Origin of the sequence: Paraburkholderia sp. GAS199, from assembly GCF_050436585.1 — a bacterium.
GTDB lineage: Bacteria > Pseudomonadota > Gammaproteobacteria > Burkholderiales > Burkholderiaceae > Paraburkholderia.
In genome coordinates, this window is record NZ_JBNDMM010000002.1 from 397,468 (window position 1) to 415,127 (window position 17,660).

Genomic DNA, 17,660 nt, shown 5'->3' on the forward strand with positions numbered 1-17,660 from the left:
ACAGGCAAAAAAACCTATTTAACTTTACTCTTATCCAACTTCTTCCCCGTCGCGGCATTAAACTTCTCCACATACTCCTCGATCAACTTCCGCATCGCGCGTCCAATCTCCCGATAATCCGACTCGTTGAGGTTGGCCAAAGACACGCGCCCCGACGGATGTTGCGTTCCGAATCCGCGTCCCGGCAACAACACGACTCGCGCTTCGCGGGCCAGTCTGAAGAGCAGCTCGGACGGCTCGGTGTTCTTCAATAACCACTCGACGAACTCGCGTCCGAACATCCGCTCACCGAGAAACTCGATGTCGAGAATCGTGTAGTAGTCGACCTGGTTCGGATCGTCGTCCTTGAAGGAAATCCCCACCTCTTCGTACAAGGCCTGCTTGCGTTTGCGGATCAGGCGCTTGAGCGCGTTCTTGTACGCGTCCGGTGTGTCCATCAGCGAGAACAGCGAGAAGAGCACCATCTGCACCTGCTGCGGCGTCGACAAGCCCGCCGTGTGATTCAGCGCGACCGTACGGCTGTCGGCCACGAGGCGATCGATGAACTTGAGCTTGTCCGGCTCGGTCGTGATGGACTCGTAACGCTCGTGCAACTGCTTCTTCGCTTCCTTCGGCAATTCGGCGATCAGCTTGTCGAGCACGTTGTCGCGATGCGTCGCGATCGTGCCCAGACGCCAGCCGGTCGCGCCAAAATATTTCGAGTACGAATACACGAGAATCGTGTTCTTCGGCGCAAGCGCGAAGAGCGAAACGAAGTCGTCGGCGAAGGTGCCGTACACGTCGTCCGTCAGCAGAATCAGATCGGGGCGTTCCTTGACGATATCCGCAATGTATTCGAGGCTCTCGTCGTCCATCTTCACGGAAGGCGGATTGCTCGGGTTCACGAGGAAGAACGCCTTCACTTTCGGATCGCGCAGCTTGTCGAGTTCCTTCTTCGAATATTGCCAGCCGCTCTCCACGGCGGCTTCGAGATTCACCACGTTGAGCTGGTAATCGTTCAGACGCGGAATCTCGATGTACGGCGTGAAGATCGGCATGCCGAGCGCGATCGTGTCGCCGGCCTTGATGAGATGATTCTCGCGCATTGTGTTGAAGATGTACGTCATCGCGGCCGTGCCGCCCTCCACCGCGAACACGTCGAATTCGCCGACGAACGGGTGATCGCCGATCATCTCGCGGCGCAGATACTGGCCGACTATCAATTCCGACAACTTCAGCATGCGATCCGGCACGGGATAGTTCGACGCGAGAATGCCTTCGCACATCTCGTAGAGAAAATCGCCCGCCGACAAACCGAGTTGATCGCGCACGTAAGACACGGCGCCGCGCAGAAAGTCGATACCGGGCACGCCCTTGTTCTCGCGCAGGAACAGATCAAAGCGTTCTTCGAGACCGTCGCGGCGCGGAAAGCCGCCGACACCTTCGGGCATGTACGCGAACGAGCGCTCCGACTCGCGCATGGCGAAGAGGCCGAGTTGCCAGAAGCCGTGACGCGGAATGGTCGCGAGAAAATTCGGGTTGCCGCGGCCGGCGTTGAGCATCGAGGCATTGGCGGGACGCTCCACCGCGCCGCCGCCCGCCGCCTTGATGAGTTCGTCTTTCAACTCGAACGGGCTGAGCGCGGCAAAGCCCGCTTGCGCCATATCGCCACCCTGCTTCTTGCCGCCTTTGTCTTTTGCCATGATGCGTTCTCCAATGTTCAAGGGAATGACGCCAGCCTTCAAACAGTTATCCGGTCGCTGGCGCAAGAGAGATCGATGAAGCCATGCGTCGAATGAGACTAGACCAGCCCGACCACGAGCGGCCCAAGCAGCGTCAGGGCAACGTTCGCAATTGCATACGTGATGGCGAATGGCACGGTCGAGACGGCGCTCTCGGTCTTGTCGAGTACGCCGCCGAAAGCGGGATTGGCACTGCGCGAACCCGACAGCGCACCCGCCAGAATCGCCGCGTTTTTGTACCCGAGCACGTAACGGCCGAACAGCATGGTCAGCAGCAGCGGGAACATCGTGACGAACACGCCGAGCAGGAAGATCGTCATGCCGCTTTGCTTGACCGTCACCACTGCCTGCAAGCCGGAATTCAGGCCGACCACCGCGACGAAAGCGGCCAGACCGAAGTCCTTCAGCAACTGCGACGCCGCTGTCGGCATGACGCCGTACATCGGATGCTTGCCGCGCATCCAGCCGAATAGCAAACCGGCCAGCAGACAGCCGCCGCCGGAACCCAGCGTGAGCGGAATACCGGCCACGTCCACCACGATCAGACCGAGCAGCAGGCCGATGACGAGGCCGACGCCCATGTAGATGAAGTCGGTCTTGATGCTGTAGGGTAGTTCGTAGCCGGCGGCATCGACCGCGCGTTTGGTGTCTTTCGGCGAACCGTAGAAGGTGATGACGTCGCCGTGTTCGAGTTTGGTTTCGGGCAGAACCGGCAGCGGCTGACCGGCGCGCGTGACGCCCTGGATATACACGCCGTGACGCATGTCGCGGTCCACCACGTCGCGGGCGGCGGCAATCGTCGTGTGGTTCATGCCTTTGCGCGTGAACACGCCTTCGCGGGTCTGCATCACGAGACCGATATCGTCGACGTTGGCGATCTCGTTGCCGTTCGCGCCGAACGCGACCACCGCCTCGCGGCGCCCGACCACCAGCACCTCGTCGTTCAGTTGCAGGGTGAGATCGGGCGTGGGATCGAGACTCTTGCCGTCGCGCTTGATACGCTCGATGGTCAGCATGTCCTGATGCTGGGTCTCGACCGCCTTGACCGTTTTGCCCGCGCTCACGTCGATCCTGTAAGCGCGTCCCACCAGTTCCGGCAGCGCCCGCACCTGACCCGCGCCCAGCGACGACGCGCCGGCGGACAACTCACGCTCTGCCTCGATCGCCGCCTCGCGCAGACCCTGGCCCATGAACTTCGGCAGGATGTTCACGCACACGATAATCGCGCCGAGCGAGCCGAACACGTAAGTCACGGCGTAGGCGATCGCCACGTCCGACTGCATCGACTTGACCTGATCGGCGGGCAGGCCGAGACGCGCAATGGCGTCGCCCGCCGTGCCGATGATCGCCGACTGCGTCAGCGCGCCGCCCGCGAGTCCGGCAGCCAGGCCCTTGTTGAGATGGAACAGCTTCGCGCAGACCACCACGGTGATGAGCGCGGACACCGCGAGAAAAATCGCCATCGCGATTTCGCGCAGCGTCTTGCGATTCAGCGAGTTGAAGAATCCCGGACCGGAGTCGTAGCCGACCGCGTAGATGAAGACCGCGAACATCACGGACTTCACGCCGTTGTCGATCGTCACGCCGGCCTGACTGATCACCACCGCCGCGAGCAGAGAACCGCCCACGCCACCCAGCTGGAATTTGCCGAAGTTGATCTGACCGATGAAGTAGCCGACCGCGAGCGACAGAAACAGCGCGATCTCCGGTGACTTTTGAAAGATGCTGTGTATCCAGTCCATATATCCTCGCTGGGTAGTTTGCGATACTGAGTACTGGTTGTTGCGCCCGCGTGCGCGACGGGTCGCGTCCACACGCGTTGCTCGCTGCGCGCCACGCCGCGCAGCAATCCTGGCCGGCTAGCCGAACTTCGCGGCGAGACCCACCACCACGGGTCCCATCAACGGCAACAGAATGTTCGAGAGTGCATACGTGATCGTGTAGCCGATCACGGGTGTCGAATTGCCGGTTACGCCGACCAGCGCGCTGATCGCCGGCGTGCTGCACTGCTGTCCGGCGATCGCGCCGAGCAGCATCGGCGCGTCGAGCCTGAGAAACACGCGGCCGATCCACAGCGACAGCAAACCGGGCACGAGCACCATCAGAATGCCCACCGCCGGCAACGCGAGGCCGTATTCGCGCACCAGCTTGATGGCGTCCGGTCCCGCCGACAAACCGACTGCGGCAATGAACGTGGCCAGACCGAAATCCTTGAGAATCTGCGCGGCGGCCGAAGGCAGCGAGCCGATCAACGGATAGCGCGAGCGGATCCAGCCGAACAGCAATCCCGACAACAGACAGCCGCCGCCGGTGCCGAGTGCGAGCGAAATACCACCGATGTTTCCGCTCAAACGCCCGATCGCCATGCCGACCAGCACGCCCAGCGCGAGATAGATGAAATCGGTTTTCTGGGTCGCCACCAGCACGTAGCCGAGGCGCCGCGCGCCGCGCTCGACATCGGCCTTGGCGCCCACCAGAGTCAGCACGTCGCCGCGATTCAACTCGGTGCCGGGCAGCGCGGGAATCGTGCTTTCGAGCCGCGTGACGGCGGCGATATAGACGCCGCGGCCGTCCTCCGGCTTGGCCCGCTCGCGCAACTGGGCGACCGTCAGGCCGTGCGCATCGCTGCGGGTCAGCACCACGTCGAGCTTCTCGGCGACGATCTGGCCGAAGTGCTCGCCCGGCACTTCTTCTCCCAGATTCGCGGCGGCTGCCACGATCGCTTCGCGCCGTCCGCCTACCAGGATGAGGTCGCCGGACTCCAGCATGGTCTCCGGTTCGACCGTCAACGTCGCGCCGTCGCGTTCGAGTTGTTCGACCGTCAGGTTGAAGCCGTGGCGCTGCTCGACGCTCAGCACCGTCGAGCCGGCTGCGGCGCCGACGCGAAACGCGCGGCCCACCAGCGCGGGCGCCGCCGCGCGTTGACCGTCGCCGAGCGCGCCGTCGCCGCCGAGTTTGCGCCACACGCGCTCGGCCTCCTCCCGCAGATCGACGCGCAGCAGCAGCGGCGCGAACTGGCTGGTGAACAGCACGATGGTGATCAAGCCGAACAGATAGCTGACGCTGTAAGCCGTGACGATGTTCGCCTGCAGCCGCAGCGTTTCGGCGGCGTCGAAGCCCAGCTTCGAAATCGCTTCCGACGCCGTGCCGATCACCGCCGACTCGGTCGCCGCGCCCGCCAGCAATCCGGCGGCCGTACCGGCGTCGAGCCGCATCGCCACCACGGCGATCATCACCAGGGTCAGCACGGCCACGATCTCGACCACCGAGAGCAGTCCATAGCGCCAGCCGCGGCCGATGTTCGCGAAGAACTGCGGGCCGCCGGTGAAACCCAGCGCGAAGATGAAAAGCGCAAACGCGATGTCCTTCAGATCGGGCGCCAGACGCGCCCCCGTTTGCCCCAACAGCAACGCAACGATCAACGTGCCGCAGACGCCGCCAAGCTGAATTGGCCCCACGCGGAACGAACCAACGAAATATCCAATTGCCAGACTTGCGAACAGCGCGATCTCCGGTTGAGATCTCAGCAATTCACTGATCATGTCGACTCGCGGATTGACGGTTTATTAGCAGTTAACTGAAAAAATCAGTTCGCCTTTCAATTAATTCGAAGTGACGCGCAGCAGCACAGAATTACCCAGCACGCATGACTGGGCGCCAAAAGACTTGTTTATGGCAATGGGATGACGCAATCAGCGTTAAGAAAGAAACAGGACGTGACGCGCGAAGGCGCGGCGGCACATATGGCACGCTTTTCGGCTAGCTCGACTGTCACGCTTTCCTCGCGAAGTTGTCAGACGCCTTGAAAAAGACACGCACTGCGATTGGCCAATTCTCTTCGGGCACGAAAAAATGATCGTGCGTTTTTGAACTTCTTTTTTAATAAATATTGTAGTTCGGCAGCGCTGTCAATATTATTTTCAGTTGCGACTGGTTTAACTTCGCGAAAAGATGATCTTTAGTCGAGGCCGATTTACCGGCCTGTCCATGTTGCGCGGCGAGTCCGTCCGTCGATGATTTCGCGGCTCGCTCCGGCACGAACCTTCGGGAGTTCCGCATGCGCATGATCCTGTTCAGCAGCCGCCAGTACGACAGCGACACGTTCACCGAAGCCAACGGCAAACATGGCTACGAACTGCACTTCCAGGAGTCGCATCTGGACAGCGAGACGGCGATCCTCGCGCGCGGCTACGAAGTGGTGTGCCCCTTCGTCAACGACAACGTGGACGCCGCGGTGCTGGAACGTCTCCACGAAGGCGGCACGCGCATGATCGCGCTGCGCTCGGCGGGCTTCAACCACGTCGATCTCGCCACCGCCGAGCGTCTCGGCATGACGGTGGCGCGCGTGCCGGCCTATTCGCCGCACGCCGTCGCCGAACACGCGGTCGGCTTGATCCTGGCCTTGAACCGGCGTTTGCCGCGCGCGGTGGCGCGCACACGCGAAGGCGATTTTTCGCTGCACGGGCTGCTTGGTTTCGATCTGCACGGCAAGACTGTCGGTGTCATCGGCACCGGCATGATCGGGCGCGTGTTCGGGCGCATCATGGCGGGCTTCGGGATGCAAGTGCTCGCTTACGATCCCGGCAAACCCGCCGACGACCTGCTCGCGCTCGGCGCGCGTTATGTGCCGCTCGACACCTTGCTGGCCGAAGCCGACGTCGTGAGTCTGCACTGTCCGCTGGTGCCGGACACGTATCACCTGATCGACGGTTCCGCGCTCGCCAAGATGAAGCGCGGCTCGATGCTCATCAACACGGGGCGCGGCGGCCTGGTCGAAAGCAATGCGTTGATCGGCGCGTTGAAAGACGGCCAGCTCGGCCATCTCGGTCTCGATGTGTACGAAGAAGAAGGCGGCCTGTTTTTCGAGGACCACTCGAATCTGCCGCTACAGGACGACGTGCTGGCGCGCCTGCTGATGTTCCCGAACGTGATCGTGACGGCCCACCAGGCGTTCTTCACCCGCGAGGCGATGAACGAGATCGCGCAGACCACGCTCGATAACGTCGCGGCGTGGGTGGCCGGCACGCCGCGCAACGAGGTGCAGGTGAGCGCCTAGATCAGGCGGCGGGGCTCGCGCCGTTGCCGGCGTTGCCGGTGGCGTTGGTGCCGCTAGCTTCGCCCGGTAAGGTGGTCGGGCGGATCACGGTGCGGGCGTCGTCGGCCGCGCCGCACAACTCGCGCAGCAGCGCAGCCTCGCGCTCGTGCACTTCCACGGGAAACCAGCGCGCGCCGGCGTCCGCCAGATAGCGCGCGCGATGCTGGCCGTTGCGAAACGCCACCACGCCTTCGCGCTCCAGCCCGACCCATCCGAGCAGACCCGGCGCGCGTCGCGTCGAGATAGTCACGTAGGGCATCTGCGGAATGCGCGGGTTGTCCGGATCGAGAAATTCGCGAATGCCGCGCACCTTGCCCGAATGCCATTCGGCCACCGGCTTGAGCACGTAATCGGTGTTGTCGCGGTCCGCGCAGACGAGCAGTTTGCGCACATCCACCAGCACGACCTGATGGCGCGTGCCGTCGGTCACGAAAACACGTTTCAGACGCACATGGTCGAACCACGGATGCTCGTGCAGCGGCACGTTCCAGATGGTTTCGGCACAAGCGGGCGCAGCGGCGGGCGATGTATTGGACAAGGGCAGAGGCAGGCTCAATGAGCTGGCGTAATACCGCCAACGCGTTAAAAGAGCCGTAACGCTACGAGCCGATTGTGAAAGATGCATGACAGACAACTCGAATAATCAACCGGCATGAATGGCCGGACACAGACCCTTGGGCAAACGACGATCGTACCCACGCAAAATTTCAACGCACAGCGGTATATCGGCTTGCGCAGGCGTTTGGCGCAGGGCGTTTCAGCGAAAAACAACAACGTATGTAACGTTTAACGCAGCCCTTTTGACTTAGGTAGAATCCCCTACTGTTTACCCCTTGCTTCGGCGCACGCGTTCTCGCCCCGAAAACGCGCGCCAGCCGCGTGACGCATCCCGTCGCGCTGATTCCCGCTCCATCGCCATGCCTTTGCCCCTGCTCGCTCTCGCCGTCGCCGCTTTCGGCATCGGCACCACCGAATTCGTCATCATGGGCCTGCTGCCCGACGTCGCGCGCGATCTGTCCGTGTCGATTCCCGCAGCCGGCATGCTGGTATCGGCCTACGCGCTGGGCGTCACGATCGGCGCGCCGATCGTCGCGATCGCCGTGGCCAACATGCCGCGCAAGAAGGCATTGATGAGCCTGATCGGCGTGTTTATTGTCGGCAATCTGCTTTGTGCGATCGCGCCGAGTTACGCGGTGTTGATGGCGGCACGCATCGTCACGGCGTTCTGTCACGGCGCGTTCTTCGGCATCGGCTCGGTGGTCGCCGCCGGCCTCGTCGCGCCGAATCGCCGCGCTCAAGCCATCGCGCTGATGTTCACGGGTCTCACGCTCGCTAATGTGCTCGGCGTGCCGCTCGGCACCGCGCTCGGTCAGGCCGTGGGTTGGCGCGCCACGTTCTGGGCGGTCACGGGCATCGGCATCGTGGCGGCAGCGGCACTCGCCGTGTGCCTGCCGGCAAAGATCGAGATGCAGAAGGCGAGCCTCGTGCGCGAATTCAGCGTGCTGAAGAACCCGCAAGTGTTGATGGTGCTCGGCATCAGCGTGCTCGCGTCGGCCAGCCTGTTCTCCACCTTCACCTACATCACGCCCATTCTCGAAGACGTGACCGGCTTCACGCCGCACGCGGTCACGCTCGTGCTGCTGCTGTTCGGTCTCGGTCTGACGGTGGGCAGCACGCTCGGCGGCAAGCTCGCGGACTGGCGGCTGATGCCGTCGCTGGTGGCGTTCCTGATGGCGATCGTCGTCATCCTGACGATTTTCGCGGGCACGATGCACGCCGAAATTCCCGCGATGATCACCATTTTCGTGTGGGGCATTCTGGCCTTCGCGATCGTGCCGCCGCTGCAGATGCTGATCGTCGACCGCGCGAGTCATGCGCCGAATCTCGCGTCCACCTTGAACCAGGGTGCGTTCAACCTCGGCAATGCCACCGGCGCCTGGCTCGGCGGCATGGCGATCGGCGCGGGTGCGCCGCTCACCACGCTGCCGTGGGTCGGCGTGGCCACGTCGCTCGGTGCATTGGTGCTCACGCTGTGGTCTGTTTCCATCGACCGTCGCGCGCAACGCATGGCGGTAGCCGGCTAGCACGCGCCGCCGGCCGTTTCCGGGCACGCCGCACCACAGAGACGACGCGCCCGGCGGCCAGGTGCCAATGACTTGCAGCCGTAGTAGCATCTCGGCCGATGAAAGTCATCTTCACTCGCGATTTCCTCGCTTTGATCCTGAGCGTCGCTGTTGTCGGACTCGGCAGCGGCGCTACGCTTCCCCTCACCGCCCTCGCACTGACGCAAGCCGGCTACGGCACTGACGTCGTCGGGCTGCTGACCGCCGCACAAGCGGGCGGCGGACTTCTCGTCGTGCCGCTGGCCGGCTGGATCGCGGCGCGCTTCGGTGGCCGGCAAGTGATCGTCGGCGCCGTGCTGATCGTGGCGTTCGCCACGGCGCTCATGCAACTCACGTCGAACCTGTGGCTGTGGGCCGTCCTGCGCGTGCTCTGCGGCGCGGCGCTGATGCTGCTCTTCACGATCGGCGAAGCGTGGGTCAACCAGCTCGCAGACGACGCCACGCGCGGCCGCGTGATCGCCATCTACGCCACCAATTTCACGCTGTTCCAGATGAGCGGACCGGTGCTGGTCAGCCAGATCGCGGGCTATACGCATTGGCGCTTTCTGATCTGCGGCGCGCTGTTCCTGCTCGCGCTGCCGATGCTCGCCACCATCCGCAAGACGCCTCAAGCCTCGGAAGACGAGCACGCCGCGCACGGCAGCTGGCGACACGTGTTGCCGCTGATGCCGGCGCTCGTGATCGGCACGGGCTTCTTCGCGCTCTTCGACACCATCGCGCTGTCCTTGCTGCCGCTGTTCGCCATGTCGCACGGCATAGCGAGCGAAGTGGCGGTGCTGTTCGCGTCGGCGCTGCTGCTCGGCGACACCACCATGCAGTTTCCGATCGGCTGGCTTGCCGACAGGCTCGGCCGCGAACGCGTGCATATCGGCTGCGGGTTCGTGGTGGTCGCCTTGCTGCCGCTGCTGCCCTGGGCGATCAATTCCTGGTGGCTGTGCTGGCCCTTGCTGTTCGTGCTCGGCGCGGCGGCCGGCGCGATCTATACGCTCTCGCTGGTGGCGTGCGGAGAAAGGTTTCGCGGCGTCGCGCTGGTGTCGGCGAGTTCGGTGGTGGGCGCCGCGTGGAGCGTCGCCAGCTTCGGCGGTCCGCTGGTGGCGGGCGCCCTGATGAAAGGTGTCGGGGACGACGCCATGGTGGGTGTTCTGCTGCTGGCGGCAATCGGATTTCTCGCCGCGGTCTGGTGGGAAAGACGGCAGGCCATCCCCCAATACAAAAGCGGGGAGTCGCCCTGACCTCCCCGCTTTCGTCGCTGTTTGCCGCTGGCTCGCGCCGGGCTTTAACGCGTCACTTCAACGCAGGCAAAATCTCGCCGACGCACTTGCCGAAGCCGACGCGATAACCATCGCCCTGGCACCAGCCGGCCAGCGTCAGTTCGTCGCCGTCTTCGATGAAGGCGCGCGTGCCGCCTTCCTTAAGCTCGACCGGATTCTTGCCGTTCCACGTGGTTTCCAGCAGGCTGCCGCACGAGTCCGGCGTCGGGCCGCTGATCGTGCCCGAGCCCATCAGATCACCCACGCGCGTATTGCAACCGGATACCGTGTGGTGCGCCAGTTGCTGCGCCATCGTCCAGTACATGTGTTTGAAGCTGGTCCGCGAAATCGTGGTGGCCTGCTTCGCGGTTTGCGGACGCAGCGTGACTTCCAGCGAGATATCGAAAGCATGCCGGCCGTCGTGACGCAGGTACGCGAGCGGCTGCGGTTCCTGCACCGGCTGCGCGACACGGAACGGTTCGAGCGCGTCGAGCGTGACGATCCACGGCGAAATGGTGGTGGCGAACGTTTTGGCGTTGAACGGCCCGAGCGGCACGTATTCCCACTGCTGGATATCGCGCGCGCTCCAGTCGTTGAGCAGCAACATGCCGAAGATGTGCGCTTCGGCGTCGGCGCAGGCAACCGGTTCGCCCAGCGCGTTGCCCTGTCCAATCACGAAACCGGTTTCCAGTTCGATGTCGAGCTTGCGGCAGGCGCCGAACACCGGACGCTCCTGATCCGGCAGTTTCAGTTGACCGTTCGGGCGACGCACCGGCGTGCCGCTCACCACCACCGACGAAGCCCGTCCGTTGTAGCCGATCGGCATCTCGGACCAGTTCGGCAGCAACGCATTCTTCGGATCGCGGAACATCGAACCGACGTTCGTCGCGTGTTCTTTCGACGAATAGAAATCGGTGTAGCCGGGAATCTGCACGGGCAAATGCAGTTGCGCGTCGGCCTGGCGCACCAGCGCCTTCGCGCGCAGCGCGGTGTCGTCGCGCAAGGTGGCGGTGTCGCGTGCGAGCAGCGTGCTCAACTGGATGCGCACGCTGCGCCACGTGTCGCGGCCGAGCGCGATGAAATCGTTGAGCGTGTCGTTCGCAAAGACGTTGGCTTTCGACGGCACGTTCAGCAAACCGGCAGCCTGCAGCGCCGCAAGATCGACGATCTCGTCGCCAATCGCGACGCCGGCACGACGCGCAGCATTCGTCATGTCGCTGAAAATGCCGAACGGCAGATTCTGGATCGAAAAATCGCTGCTCGAATCGTTGGCCGATTCGACCCAGCTTTTGCGCGACGCGTCGAGCGTCGCCTGAAGATCGCTCAATGCGCTCATCGTTGCTCCGGATTGAAGTGTTTCTTGAGACCTTGCCAGCACTCGTAGTAATGCGCCTGCAATTGCGCGGTTTCGAGCGCAAAGCGCGTGGGCTTGATCAACGTGCGCGTTTCGAACATGAAGGCCATCGTGTCGCCCACTTTCTTCGGCGTGGACGTATCGCTATGCGAGGCTTTTTCGAAGGTGTCGGCGTCGGGCCCGTGACCGGTCATGCAGTTGTGCAAACTGGCTCCGCCCGGCACGAAGCCCTCGGCCTTCGCGTCGTACACGCCATGCACGAGGCCCATGAATTCGCTCGCCACGTTGCGGTGAAACCAGGGCGGACGGAACGTGTCTTCGGCCGCGAGCCAGCGCGGCGGGAAAATCACGAAGTCGATCGTATCGACGCCCGGCGTGTCGCTTTGCGATTGCAGCACGAGAAAGATCGACGGGTCCGGATGGTCGAAGCTGATCGAACCGATCGTGTTGAAGCGGCGCAGATCGTATTTGTACGGCGCGTAGTTGCCGTGCCACGCCACCACGTCGAGCGGCGAATGGCCGATGTCCGCGCGCCACAGATTACCGTTCATCTTGGCCACGAGTTCGAAATCGCCCTCGCGGTCTTCGTATGCGGCGTGCGGCGTGAGAAAGTCGCGCGGATTCGCGAGGCCGTTCGAGCCGATCGGCCCGAGGTCCGGCAGCCGCAGCAAGGCGCCGAAGTTTTCGCAGATGTACCCGCGCGCTGCACCGTCGGTCAGGCTTACCGTGAAGCGCACGCCGCGCGGAATCACCGCGATCTCGAACGGCGCGACATCGAGCACGCCCATTTCGGTGGCGATGTGCAGGCGGCCTTCCTGCGGCACGATCAGCAGTTCGCCGTCGGCGCTGTAGAAGAAGCGGTCCTGCATCGAACGGTTCGCCGCATAGACGTGGATCGCACAGCCGGTCATGGATTCCGCCGCGCCGTTGCCGGCCATCGTCACCCAGCCTTCGATGAAGTCGGTCGGTGCCGTGGGAATCGGCAAGGCGTCCCAGCGCAACTGGTTGGGCGGCGTGGGCGGCACGTCGGCAAAATTGGCGACGAGCTTGTCGAACGGCAACTGTGTGAACGGCAGATGCACGGCCGCCGGACGAATCCGGTACAACCAGGAGCGGCGATTGTGGCCGCGCGGCGCCGTGAACGCGGTGCCCGACAATTGTTCGGCATACAAACCATAGGCCGCGCGCTGCGGCGAGTTGCGGCCTTCGGGCAACGCGCCCGGCAGCGCTTCGGTGGCGAACTCGTTGCCGAAGCCGGACTGATAGCCCGGCTCGATTTCGAGCCGCGAGCTGGACGCGTTCGGCGTGCGTGTCTGCGTATCCATGTCAAATTCTCCGTTCTTACTCGATTCGTTCATCTCACGCGGTCTGTGCGCCGCTCGGGCGAGCCCGTTGCCGCGTGACGCCCGCCAGCGCGATCACCAGCAGCGCGGAGCACAGCACCGGCACGGCGGCCGCATGAAACAGCGACGCGTTCGACCAGTTCAGCGCGATCAGTTGTCCACCGACCAGCGGTCCGATCACCGAGCCGATCCGGCCGATGCCAAGGCTCCAGCCGATGCCGGTCGAGCGCAAGCTGGTGGGATAAAAGTGGCCGGCCAGCGCGTTGACCGCCGGTTGGCCGCCGACCACGCAGAAACCGCCGGCAAACACCACCAGCAGCAGCCACGGCAGCGCGTGCGCCACGGTGCCGATCGTGCCGACGGCCAGCGCCGCACCCGCGAAGCAGACGAACAGCACGCGCACGAAACCGAAGCGCTCGATGAACCAGCCGAGCAGCAAGGTGCCGACCACGCCGCCGGTCTGCAAAACCGTGCCGACGATCACCGCTGTGCTGGGCGAATAACCGGCGTCGCGCATCACGGTGGGCAGCCAGTTCGACAGGAAGTACAGATCGATCAGGTTCATGAAACTGATGGCCCACAAGATCAGCGTAACCGGGCCGCGGCCCGCGCGGAACAGTTCCGCGACCGGCGCGCCGCCGCTGCCCTTCTCGCGCACCACGATGCGCGTGTGCACGTCGATCGGCAGCGCCGGGTTGAATTTCACGAGCCAGCGCAATGCGCGATCGCTGCGTCCTTTGAGGACGAGAAACTGCAGCGACTCCGGCAGCGCCGCGATCATCGCGACGGTGAGCAGCAGCGGCACCGCGCCGCCGACCCAGAACACCGAGCGCCAGCCGTAGGCCGGAATCAGCGCCGCGCTGATGAAACCGCCGAGCGCCGCGCCCAGCGTGAAGCCGCACGACACCAGCATCATGCGCTTCACACGATGCGCCGGCGTGGCGAATTCGCCGACCAGCGCCATGGCGTTCGGCATGATGCAGCCGAGGCCGAGTCCGGTGATGAAGCGCAAGGCGATCAGCGCGGGAATCGTGGTGACGAAGGGCGTGGCCAGCATCGAGACAGCGAAGAACAAGGTTGCGCCGATCAGCACCGGACGCCGCCCGATGCGGTCCGCCAGCACCGACAAACCCAGCGCGCCCAGCAGCATGCCGAACAGACTCGCGCTGAACACTGGCCCGAGCGCGGCTTTGGACACATGCCATTCGCCGATCACGCTCGGCGCGACATAGCCCATCGCCTGTGCGTCGAAGCCGTCGATGACGAGGCAGAGCCCGCACAGCGCGAGCAGCATCCATTGAAATGCCGGGTGATGCGTCTCGGCGAGCACGCGCTCTACTTCGATCACATTGGCGGCGGCCTCGGCCGGTTTGGCGCTCATCGGTCGTCTCCTCGTTCTGAACGGGTTGGTTTCGTGTCTGACAGCGGCGCTGCGGCGCAGGCCAACGCGTGGTCTGCGAAAGACACGGCGTCACCCTGCGCTCACGCGCTCAGATTTACGTATGGTAAAACGAATTACGCATAGTGAAATTAACGTAAACCCTGAAAGTTCGAGGTCAAAGCGTCAAAAGCGCGACGCAAGCCCGGCGCGACAAGCGTTTGGTGGATAACGTTATGAGCATTTTGTTCATGTGCGCGCGGTGCAGACTGCTACCATCACTGGATGCGGCGAGCGTGTCGCGACCTGCCGGCGCTGAGCGCGCCCACTGCCATCTATTCGCCTAAATGATTCCGCCGACCATCCCGAACCTGATTGCCCGCGCCGCCTCTCACCCGTTTCTCGGCGAACATCTGGCGATGGGAACCGGCGTGCATGCGGAAACCGCGCAGGCGCGTTTCGAGGACATCGAACTCACGAGCGCCTACGAGCCGATCTTCGACATCAGCGTGCATGCACTGGCGCAGTCGTTGTCCTCGGGTGCCGAGGGCGTGGACCGTTTCGGCGACGAACTCGGTTTTCAGGCGGTCACGCAGCGGCTCGACGGCGCGCCGTTCGAGATCTTCGATCCCTTCGACCGTATCGCCGACGACCAGGAACTGGTCGCGCTCGACCGCATGTCGCGCGCGCTGCACGCCATCAATTTCTTCGGCGCACAAAGGCACGGCCTGCTGTTTCTGCGCGTGCACGAGCGTCTGTTGAAGAGCGTGAAGTACGACCACGGCCGGCACTTCTCGACCGTGCTGGTCTCGTTCGGGCTGAATCCGGCGCGCGTGGTGATCGAATTGCCGGCCGCGGCGGTCGCGCACAAAACCTTTCTCGGCTATCTGACCAAGAGTTATCAGCGCTACGGCTTCAAAGTGGCGGGCAATCTGTCGAACGCGGGACAGATTCTGTCGGTGTCGGATACCGCGCGGCTCGACTTCATCAAGATGGATGCGGCTGTCGCGTTGCGCGAATCGATGGTGAAGGCGCTCGTGGGTTACGCGAGCCGCCTGCATATCCCGCTGATTTTCAATCGCGTGATGGACGAGGCGCAGTTCCTCGCGCTTCAGCAATACGACGTGCGCTTCGTGCAAGGTCCTTTATTTACGGCGCATTATCACGACCGCGCGGTTTGATGCGGCTTGCTGCATGATGGCGAATCCGGCACGCGTCAGGCCGTGTCGCCGAGTCTGCGCGCCAGCGCTTTCAGGCGTGGCGCAACACTTTCCCTAAACACCTCTTCGCCCATCGACGATGCCGGCCCGCTGCAACTGAGCACCAGCCAGCGCCCGTCGCGCGGCTCGCGAAACGGCACGGCAACCGCGTTCACGTCATCGTGCCAGGCACGGAACGAAAAGCAGCAGCCCTCGTTCGCGAAGGCGTCGATCTCCGCTTCGGCGTCGGCTAGCAAAGCGGCGCCGTCCTTGCCCGCCGCTTTCTTCAACTCCGCGAGCAAGGCCGCGCGCACGTCGGGCGGCTGAACGGCGAGATACGCGCGTCCCATGGAACTCGTCAGCATGGAGAGCTTCGAACCGGACGCGAGGCCGAGCGTCAGCGCGGTTTCGCTGCGTATCGTGTCCAGATAAATCATGTCAAGGCCGTCTCGACAACCAAGCGAAACCGCCGCCCCCACTTCCCGCGCAAACGTCCGCATGTGCGGACGCGCCAGTTCGAGCGTGTCGGTGCCGGAAAGCAGCGCGAAACCGAGCGACAGCACGCCGGCATCGAGCGCATATTTACCGTGCGCCTCGTCGAGACGCAGGTAGCCGAGCACGGTGAGCGTGTAGGCGAGCCGGTTCACCGTTGCCTTCGGCAAACCCGTGCGCTCCACGAAATCGCGATTGCCGAGCATGGTCTCGCCCGGCTTGAACGCGCGCAGCAGGTCCAGCCCGCGTGCGAGCGCGACGACGAATTTGCGCTCGTCGAGCGGTTCGGGAAGGATGGATGCAGGCGCCATGTGGTGATACACTCGATCGTGATTTGCAAAACATTGTTTCGCATAGCGGAACTTCGGTCAAGCTGAATTCATCGGGTCGAGTCATCGGCCGGCGCACCGAAGTCCGTCAGTCAAAAGCTCAAGTCGAAGGAATCAGGAGATACGTCATGGCCGAGGCCGCGCAGTTTCACTGGGAAGACCCGTTGCTGCTGGATCAGCAACTCACCGAAGACGAACGCATGGTGCGCGACGCCGCCGCGGCTTACGCGCAGGACAAACTTCAGCCGCGCGTGCTGGAGGCGTTTCGCCACGAGAAGACCGATATCGAAATCTTCCGTGAGATGGGCGAACTCGGCCTGCTCGGCCCGACGATTCCCGAGCAGTACGGCGGCCCTGGTCTGAACTACGTGGCCTACGGCTTGATCGCGCGTGAGGTGGAGCGCGTGGATTCCGGCTATCGGTCGATGATGTCGGTGCAGTCATCGCTGGTCATGGTGCCCATTTACGAATTCGGCTCGGAAGCGCAAAAGCAGAAGTACCTGCCGAAGCTCGCCACCGGCGAGTGGATCGGCTGCTTCGGGCTGACCGAACCGAATCACGGCTCCGATCCGGGCAGCATGGTCACGCGAGCGAAGAAAGTCGACGGCGGCTACTCGCTGTCGGGCTCGAAAATGTGGATCACGAATTCGCCGATCGCGGACGTGTTCGTCGTCTGGGCCAAGCTCGAAGAAAACGGCAAGGACTCGATCCGCGGCTTCATTCTGGAGAAGGGCTGGAAGGGTCTGTCGGCGCCCACTATTCATAGCAAGGTCGGCCTGCGCGCGTCGATCACCGGCGAAATCGTGCTGGACGAAGTCTTCGTGCCGGAAGTAAACCGTTTCCCGGAAGTCAGCGGCCTGCGCGGTCCGTTCACCTGCCTGAATTCGGCGCGCTACGGCATTGCGTGGGGTGCGCTCGGCGCGGCGGAAGCCTGCTGGCACACCGCGCGTCAATACGTGCTGGACCGCAAGCAGTTCGGCCGGCCGCTCGCCGCGAACCAGCTGATCCAGAAAAAACTGGCCGACATGCAGACGGAAATCACGCTCGGCCTGCAAGGCGTGCTGCGCCTCGGCCGCATGAAAGACGAAGGCACGGCGGCGGTCGAAATCACCTCGATCATGAAGCGCAACTCCTGCGGCAAGGCGCTGGACATTGCGCGACTCGCGCGCGACATGCTCGGCGGCAACGGCATCTCGGACGAGTTCGGGATTGCGCGCCACCTGGTCAATCTCGAAGTGGTGAACACGTACGAAGGCACGCACGATATCCACGCGCTGATTCTCGGACGTGCGCAGACGGGCATTCAGGCGTTCTTCTGATGCGCTCGACGTGACGCGACGCGCCGGCCGGTTTCGACCTGCCGGCCGCCAGATGCA

13 protein-coding genes are annotated in these 17,660 nt (G+C 63.6%); 5 read left to right on the plus strand and 8 right to left on the minus strand.

Features of this window, described 5'->3' with window-relative positions:
• Nucleotides 1–14: 14 nt before the first annotated feature.
• The 3 genes from P3T18_RS07840 to aspT (P3T18_RS07850) all read right to left on the minus strand — a co-directional run bounded on the left by P3T18_RS07840 (nt 15) and on the right by aspT (P3T18_RS07850) (nt 5,263).
• Nucleotides 15–1,682, minus strand: a complete 1,668-nt coding sequence (locus P3T18_RS07840) for a bifunctional aspartate transaminase/aspartate 4-decarboxylase (protein WP_429299354.1) — start codon at nt 1,680–1,682, stop codon at nt 15–17.
• A gap of 98 nt (nt 1,683–1,780) precedes the next feature.
• Nucleotides 1,781–3,463 (minus strand): aspartate-alanine antiporter, encoded by a 1,683-nt coding sequence (gene aspT, locus P3T18_RS07845; RefSeq protein ID WP_429299355.1) that lies wholly within the window; start codon nt 3,461–3,463, stop codon nt 1,781–1,783.
• A gap of 117 nt (nt 3,464–3,580) precedes the next feature.
• The gene (gene aspT / locus P3T18_RS07850) at nt 3,581–5,263 is read right to left on the minus strand and encodes an aspartate-alanine antiporter (protein ID WP_429299356.1); all 1,683 of its coding nucleotides are present in this window, start codon (nt 5,261–5,263) and stop codon (nt 3,581–3,583) included.
• 515 nt (nt 5,264–5,778) lie between these two features.
• On the opposite strand from aspT (P3T18_RS07850), the gene P3T18_RS07855 reads away from it, so the two are divergent.
• A complete protein-coding gene (locus P3T18_RS07855; RefSeq protein WP_429299357.1) occupies nt 5,779–6,777 on the plus strand; it encodes a 2-hydroxyacid dehydrogenase in 999 nt (332 codons plus the stop codon).
• Nucleotide 6,778: 1 nt separating this feature from the next.
• Here the strand turns inward: P3T18_RS07855 and P3T18_RS07860 are convergent, their stop codons facing one another.
• Complete coding sequence (locus tag P3T18_RS07860) at nt 6,779–7,441, minus strand: plasmid fertility inhibition factor family protein (RefSeq protein WP_429299358.1); 663 nt, start codon at nt 7,439–7,441, stop codon at nt 6,779–6,781.
• Between the two features lie 292 nt (nt 7,442–7,733).
• On the opposite strand from P3T18_RS07860, the gene P3T18_RS07865 reads away from it, so the two are divergent.
• Both P3T18_RS07865 and P3T18_RS07870 read left to right on the plus strand, forming a co-directional pair.
• Nucleotides 7,734–8,900: an MFS transporter gene (locus P3T18_RS07865; RefSeq protein WP_429299359.1), complete on the plus strand. Its 1,167-nt coding sequence runs from the start codon at nt 7,734–7,736 to the stop codon at nt 8,898–8,900.
• A gap of 98 nt (nt 8,901–8,998) precedes the next feature.
• A complete protein-coding gene (locus P3T18_RS07870) occupies nt 8,999–10,171 on the plus strand; it encodes an MFS transporter (protein ID WP_429299360.1) in 1,173 nt (390 codons plus the stop codon).
• Nucleotides 10,172–10,223: 52 nt separating this feature from the next.
• Here P3T18_RS07870 and fahA read toward each other — a convergent pair whose 3' ends face one another.
• From fahA to P3T18_RS07885, 3 genes are read right to left on the minus strand one after another with little or no spacing between them, the layout of a single operon-like run.
• Nucleotides 10,224–11,525, minus strand: a complete 1,302-nt coding sequence (gene fahA, locus P3T18_RS07875; RefSeq protein ID WP_429299361.1) for a fumarylacetoacetase — start codon at nt 11,523–11,525, stop codon at nt 10,224–10,226.
• The gene (gene hmgA / locus P3T18_RS07880) at nt 11,522–12,868 is read right to left on the minus strand and encodes a homogentisate 1,2-dioxygenase (RefSeq protein WP_429299362.1); all 1,347 of its coding nucleotides are present in this window, start codon (nt 12,866–12,868) and stop codon (nt 11,522–11,524) included. The genes fahA and hmgA overlap by 4 nt, the downstream gene beginning before the upstream one ends.
• 34 nt (nt 12,869–12,902) lie before the next feature.
• A complete protein-coding gene (locus tag P3T18_RS07885; protein WP_429299363.1) occupies nt 12,903–14,267 on the minus strand; it encodes an MFS transporter in 1,365 nt (454 codons plus the stop codon).
• A gap of 344 nt (nt 14,268–14,611) precedes the next feature.
• Here P3T18_RS07885 and P3T18_RS07890 point away from each other — a divergent pair, with 344 nt between their 5' ends.
• The gene (locus P3T18_RS07890; protein ID WP_429299364.1) at nt 14,612–15,445 is read left to right on the plus strand and encodes an EAL domain-containing protein; all 834 of its coding nucleotides are present in this window, start codon (nt 14,612–14,614) and stop codon (nt 15,443–15,445) included.
• 35 nt (nt 15,446–15,480) lie between these two features.
• On the opposite strand, the gene P3T18_RS07895 is transcribed toward P3T18_RS07890, so the two are convergent.
• Nucleotides 15,481–16,266, minus strand: coding sequence for an IclR family transcriptional regulator (locus P3T18_RS07895; RefSeq protein ID WP_429299365.1), 786 nt, complete (start codon nt 16,264–16,266; stop codon nt 15,481–15,483).
• A 146-nt stretch (nt 16,267–16,412) separates the two neighbouring features.
• On the opposite strand from P3T18_RS07895, the gene P3T18_RS07900 reads away from it, so the two are divergent.
• Complete coding sequence (locus P3T18_RS07900) at nt 16,413–17,603, plus strand: acyl-CoA dehydrogenase (RefSeq protein ID WP_429299366.1); 1,191 nt, start codon at nt 16,413–16,415, stop codon at nt 17,601–17,603.
• Nucleotides 17,604–17,660: the final 57 nt, after the last annotated feature.

Bases quoted from the DNA above. Each gene is read 5' to 3' on its own strand.
- P3T18_RS07840 (WP_429299354.1), bottom strand. From the start codon at position 1,682: ATGGCAAAAGACAAAGGCGGCAAGAAGCAGGGTGGCGATATGGCGCAA.
- aspT (WP_429299355.1), bottom strand. From the start codon at position 3,463: ATGGACTGGATACACAGCATCTTTCAAAAGTCACCGGAGATCGCGCTG.
- aspT (WP_429299356.1), bottom strand. From the start codon at position 5,263: ATGATCAGTGAATTGCTGAGATCTCAACCGGAGATCGCGCTGTTCGCA.
- P3T18_RS07855 (WP_429299357.1), top strand. From the start codon at position 5,779: ATGCGCATGATCCTGTTCAGCAGCCGCCAGTACGACAGCGACACGTTC.
- P3T18_RS07860 (WP_429299358.1), bottom strand. From the start codon at position 7,441: ATGCATCTTTCACAATCGGCTCGTAGCGTTACGGCTCTTTTAACGCGT.
- P3T18_RS07865 (WP_429299359.1), top strand. From the start codon at position 7,734: ATGCCTTTGCCCCTGCTCGCTCTCGCCGTCGCCGCTTTCGGCATCGGC.
- P3T18_RS07870 (WP_429299360.1), top strand. From the start codon at position 8,999: ATGAAAGTCATCTTCACTCGCGATTTCCTCGCTTTGATCCTGAGCGTC.
- fahA (WP_429299361.1), bottom strand. From the start codon at position 11,525: ATGAGCGCATTGAGCGATCTTCAGGCGACGCTCGACGCGTCGCGCAAA.
- hmgA (WP_429299362.1), bottom strand. From the start codon at position 12,868: ATGGATACGCAGACACGCACGCCGAACGCGTCCAGCTCGCGGCTCGAA.
- P3T18_RS07885 (WP_429299363.1), bottom strand. From the start codon at position 14,267: ATGAGCGCCAAACCGGCCGAGGCCGCCGCCAATGTGATCGAAGTAGAG.
- P3T18_RS07890 (WP_429299364.1), top strand. From the start codon at position 14,612: ATGATTCCGCCGACCATCCCGAACCTGATTGCCCGCGCCGCCTCTCAC.
- P3T18_RS07895 (WP_429299365.1), bottom strand. From the start codon at position 16,266: ATGGCGCCTGCATCCATCCTTCCCGAACCGCTCGACGAGCGCAAATTC.
- P3T18_RS07900 (WP_429299366.1), top strand. From the start codon at position 16,413: ATGGCCGAGGCCGCGCAGTTTCACTGGGAAGACCCGTTGCTGCTGGAT.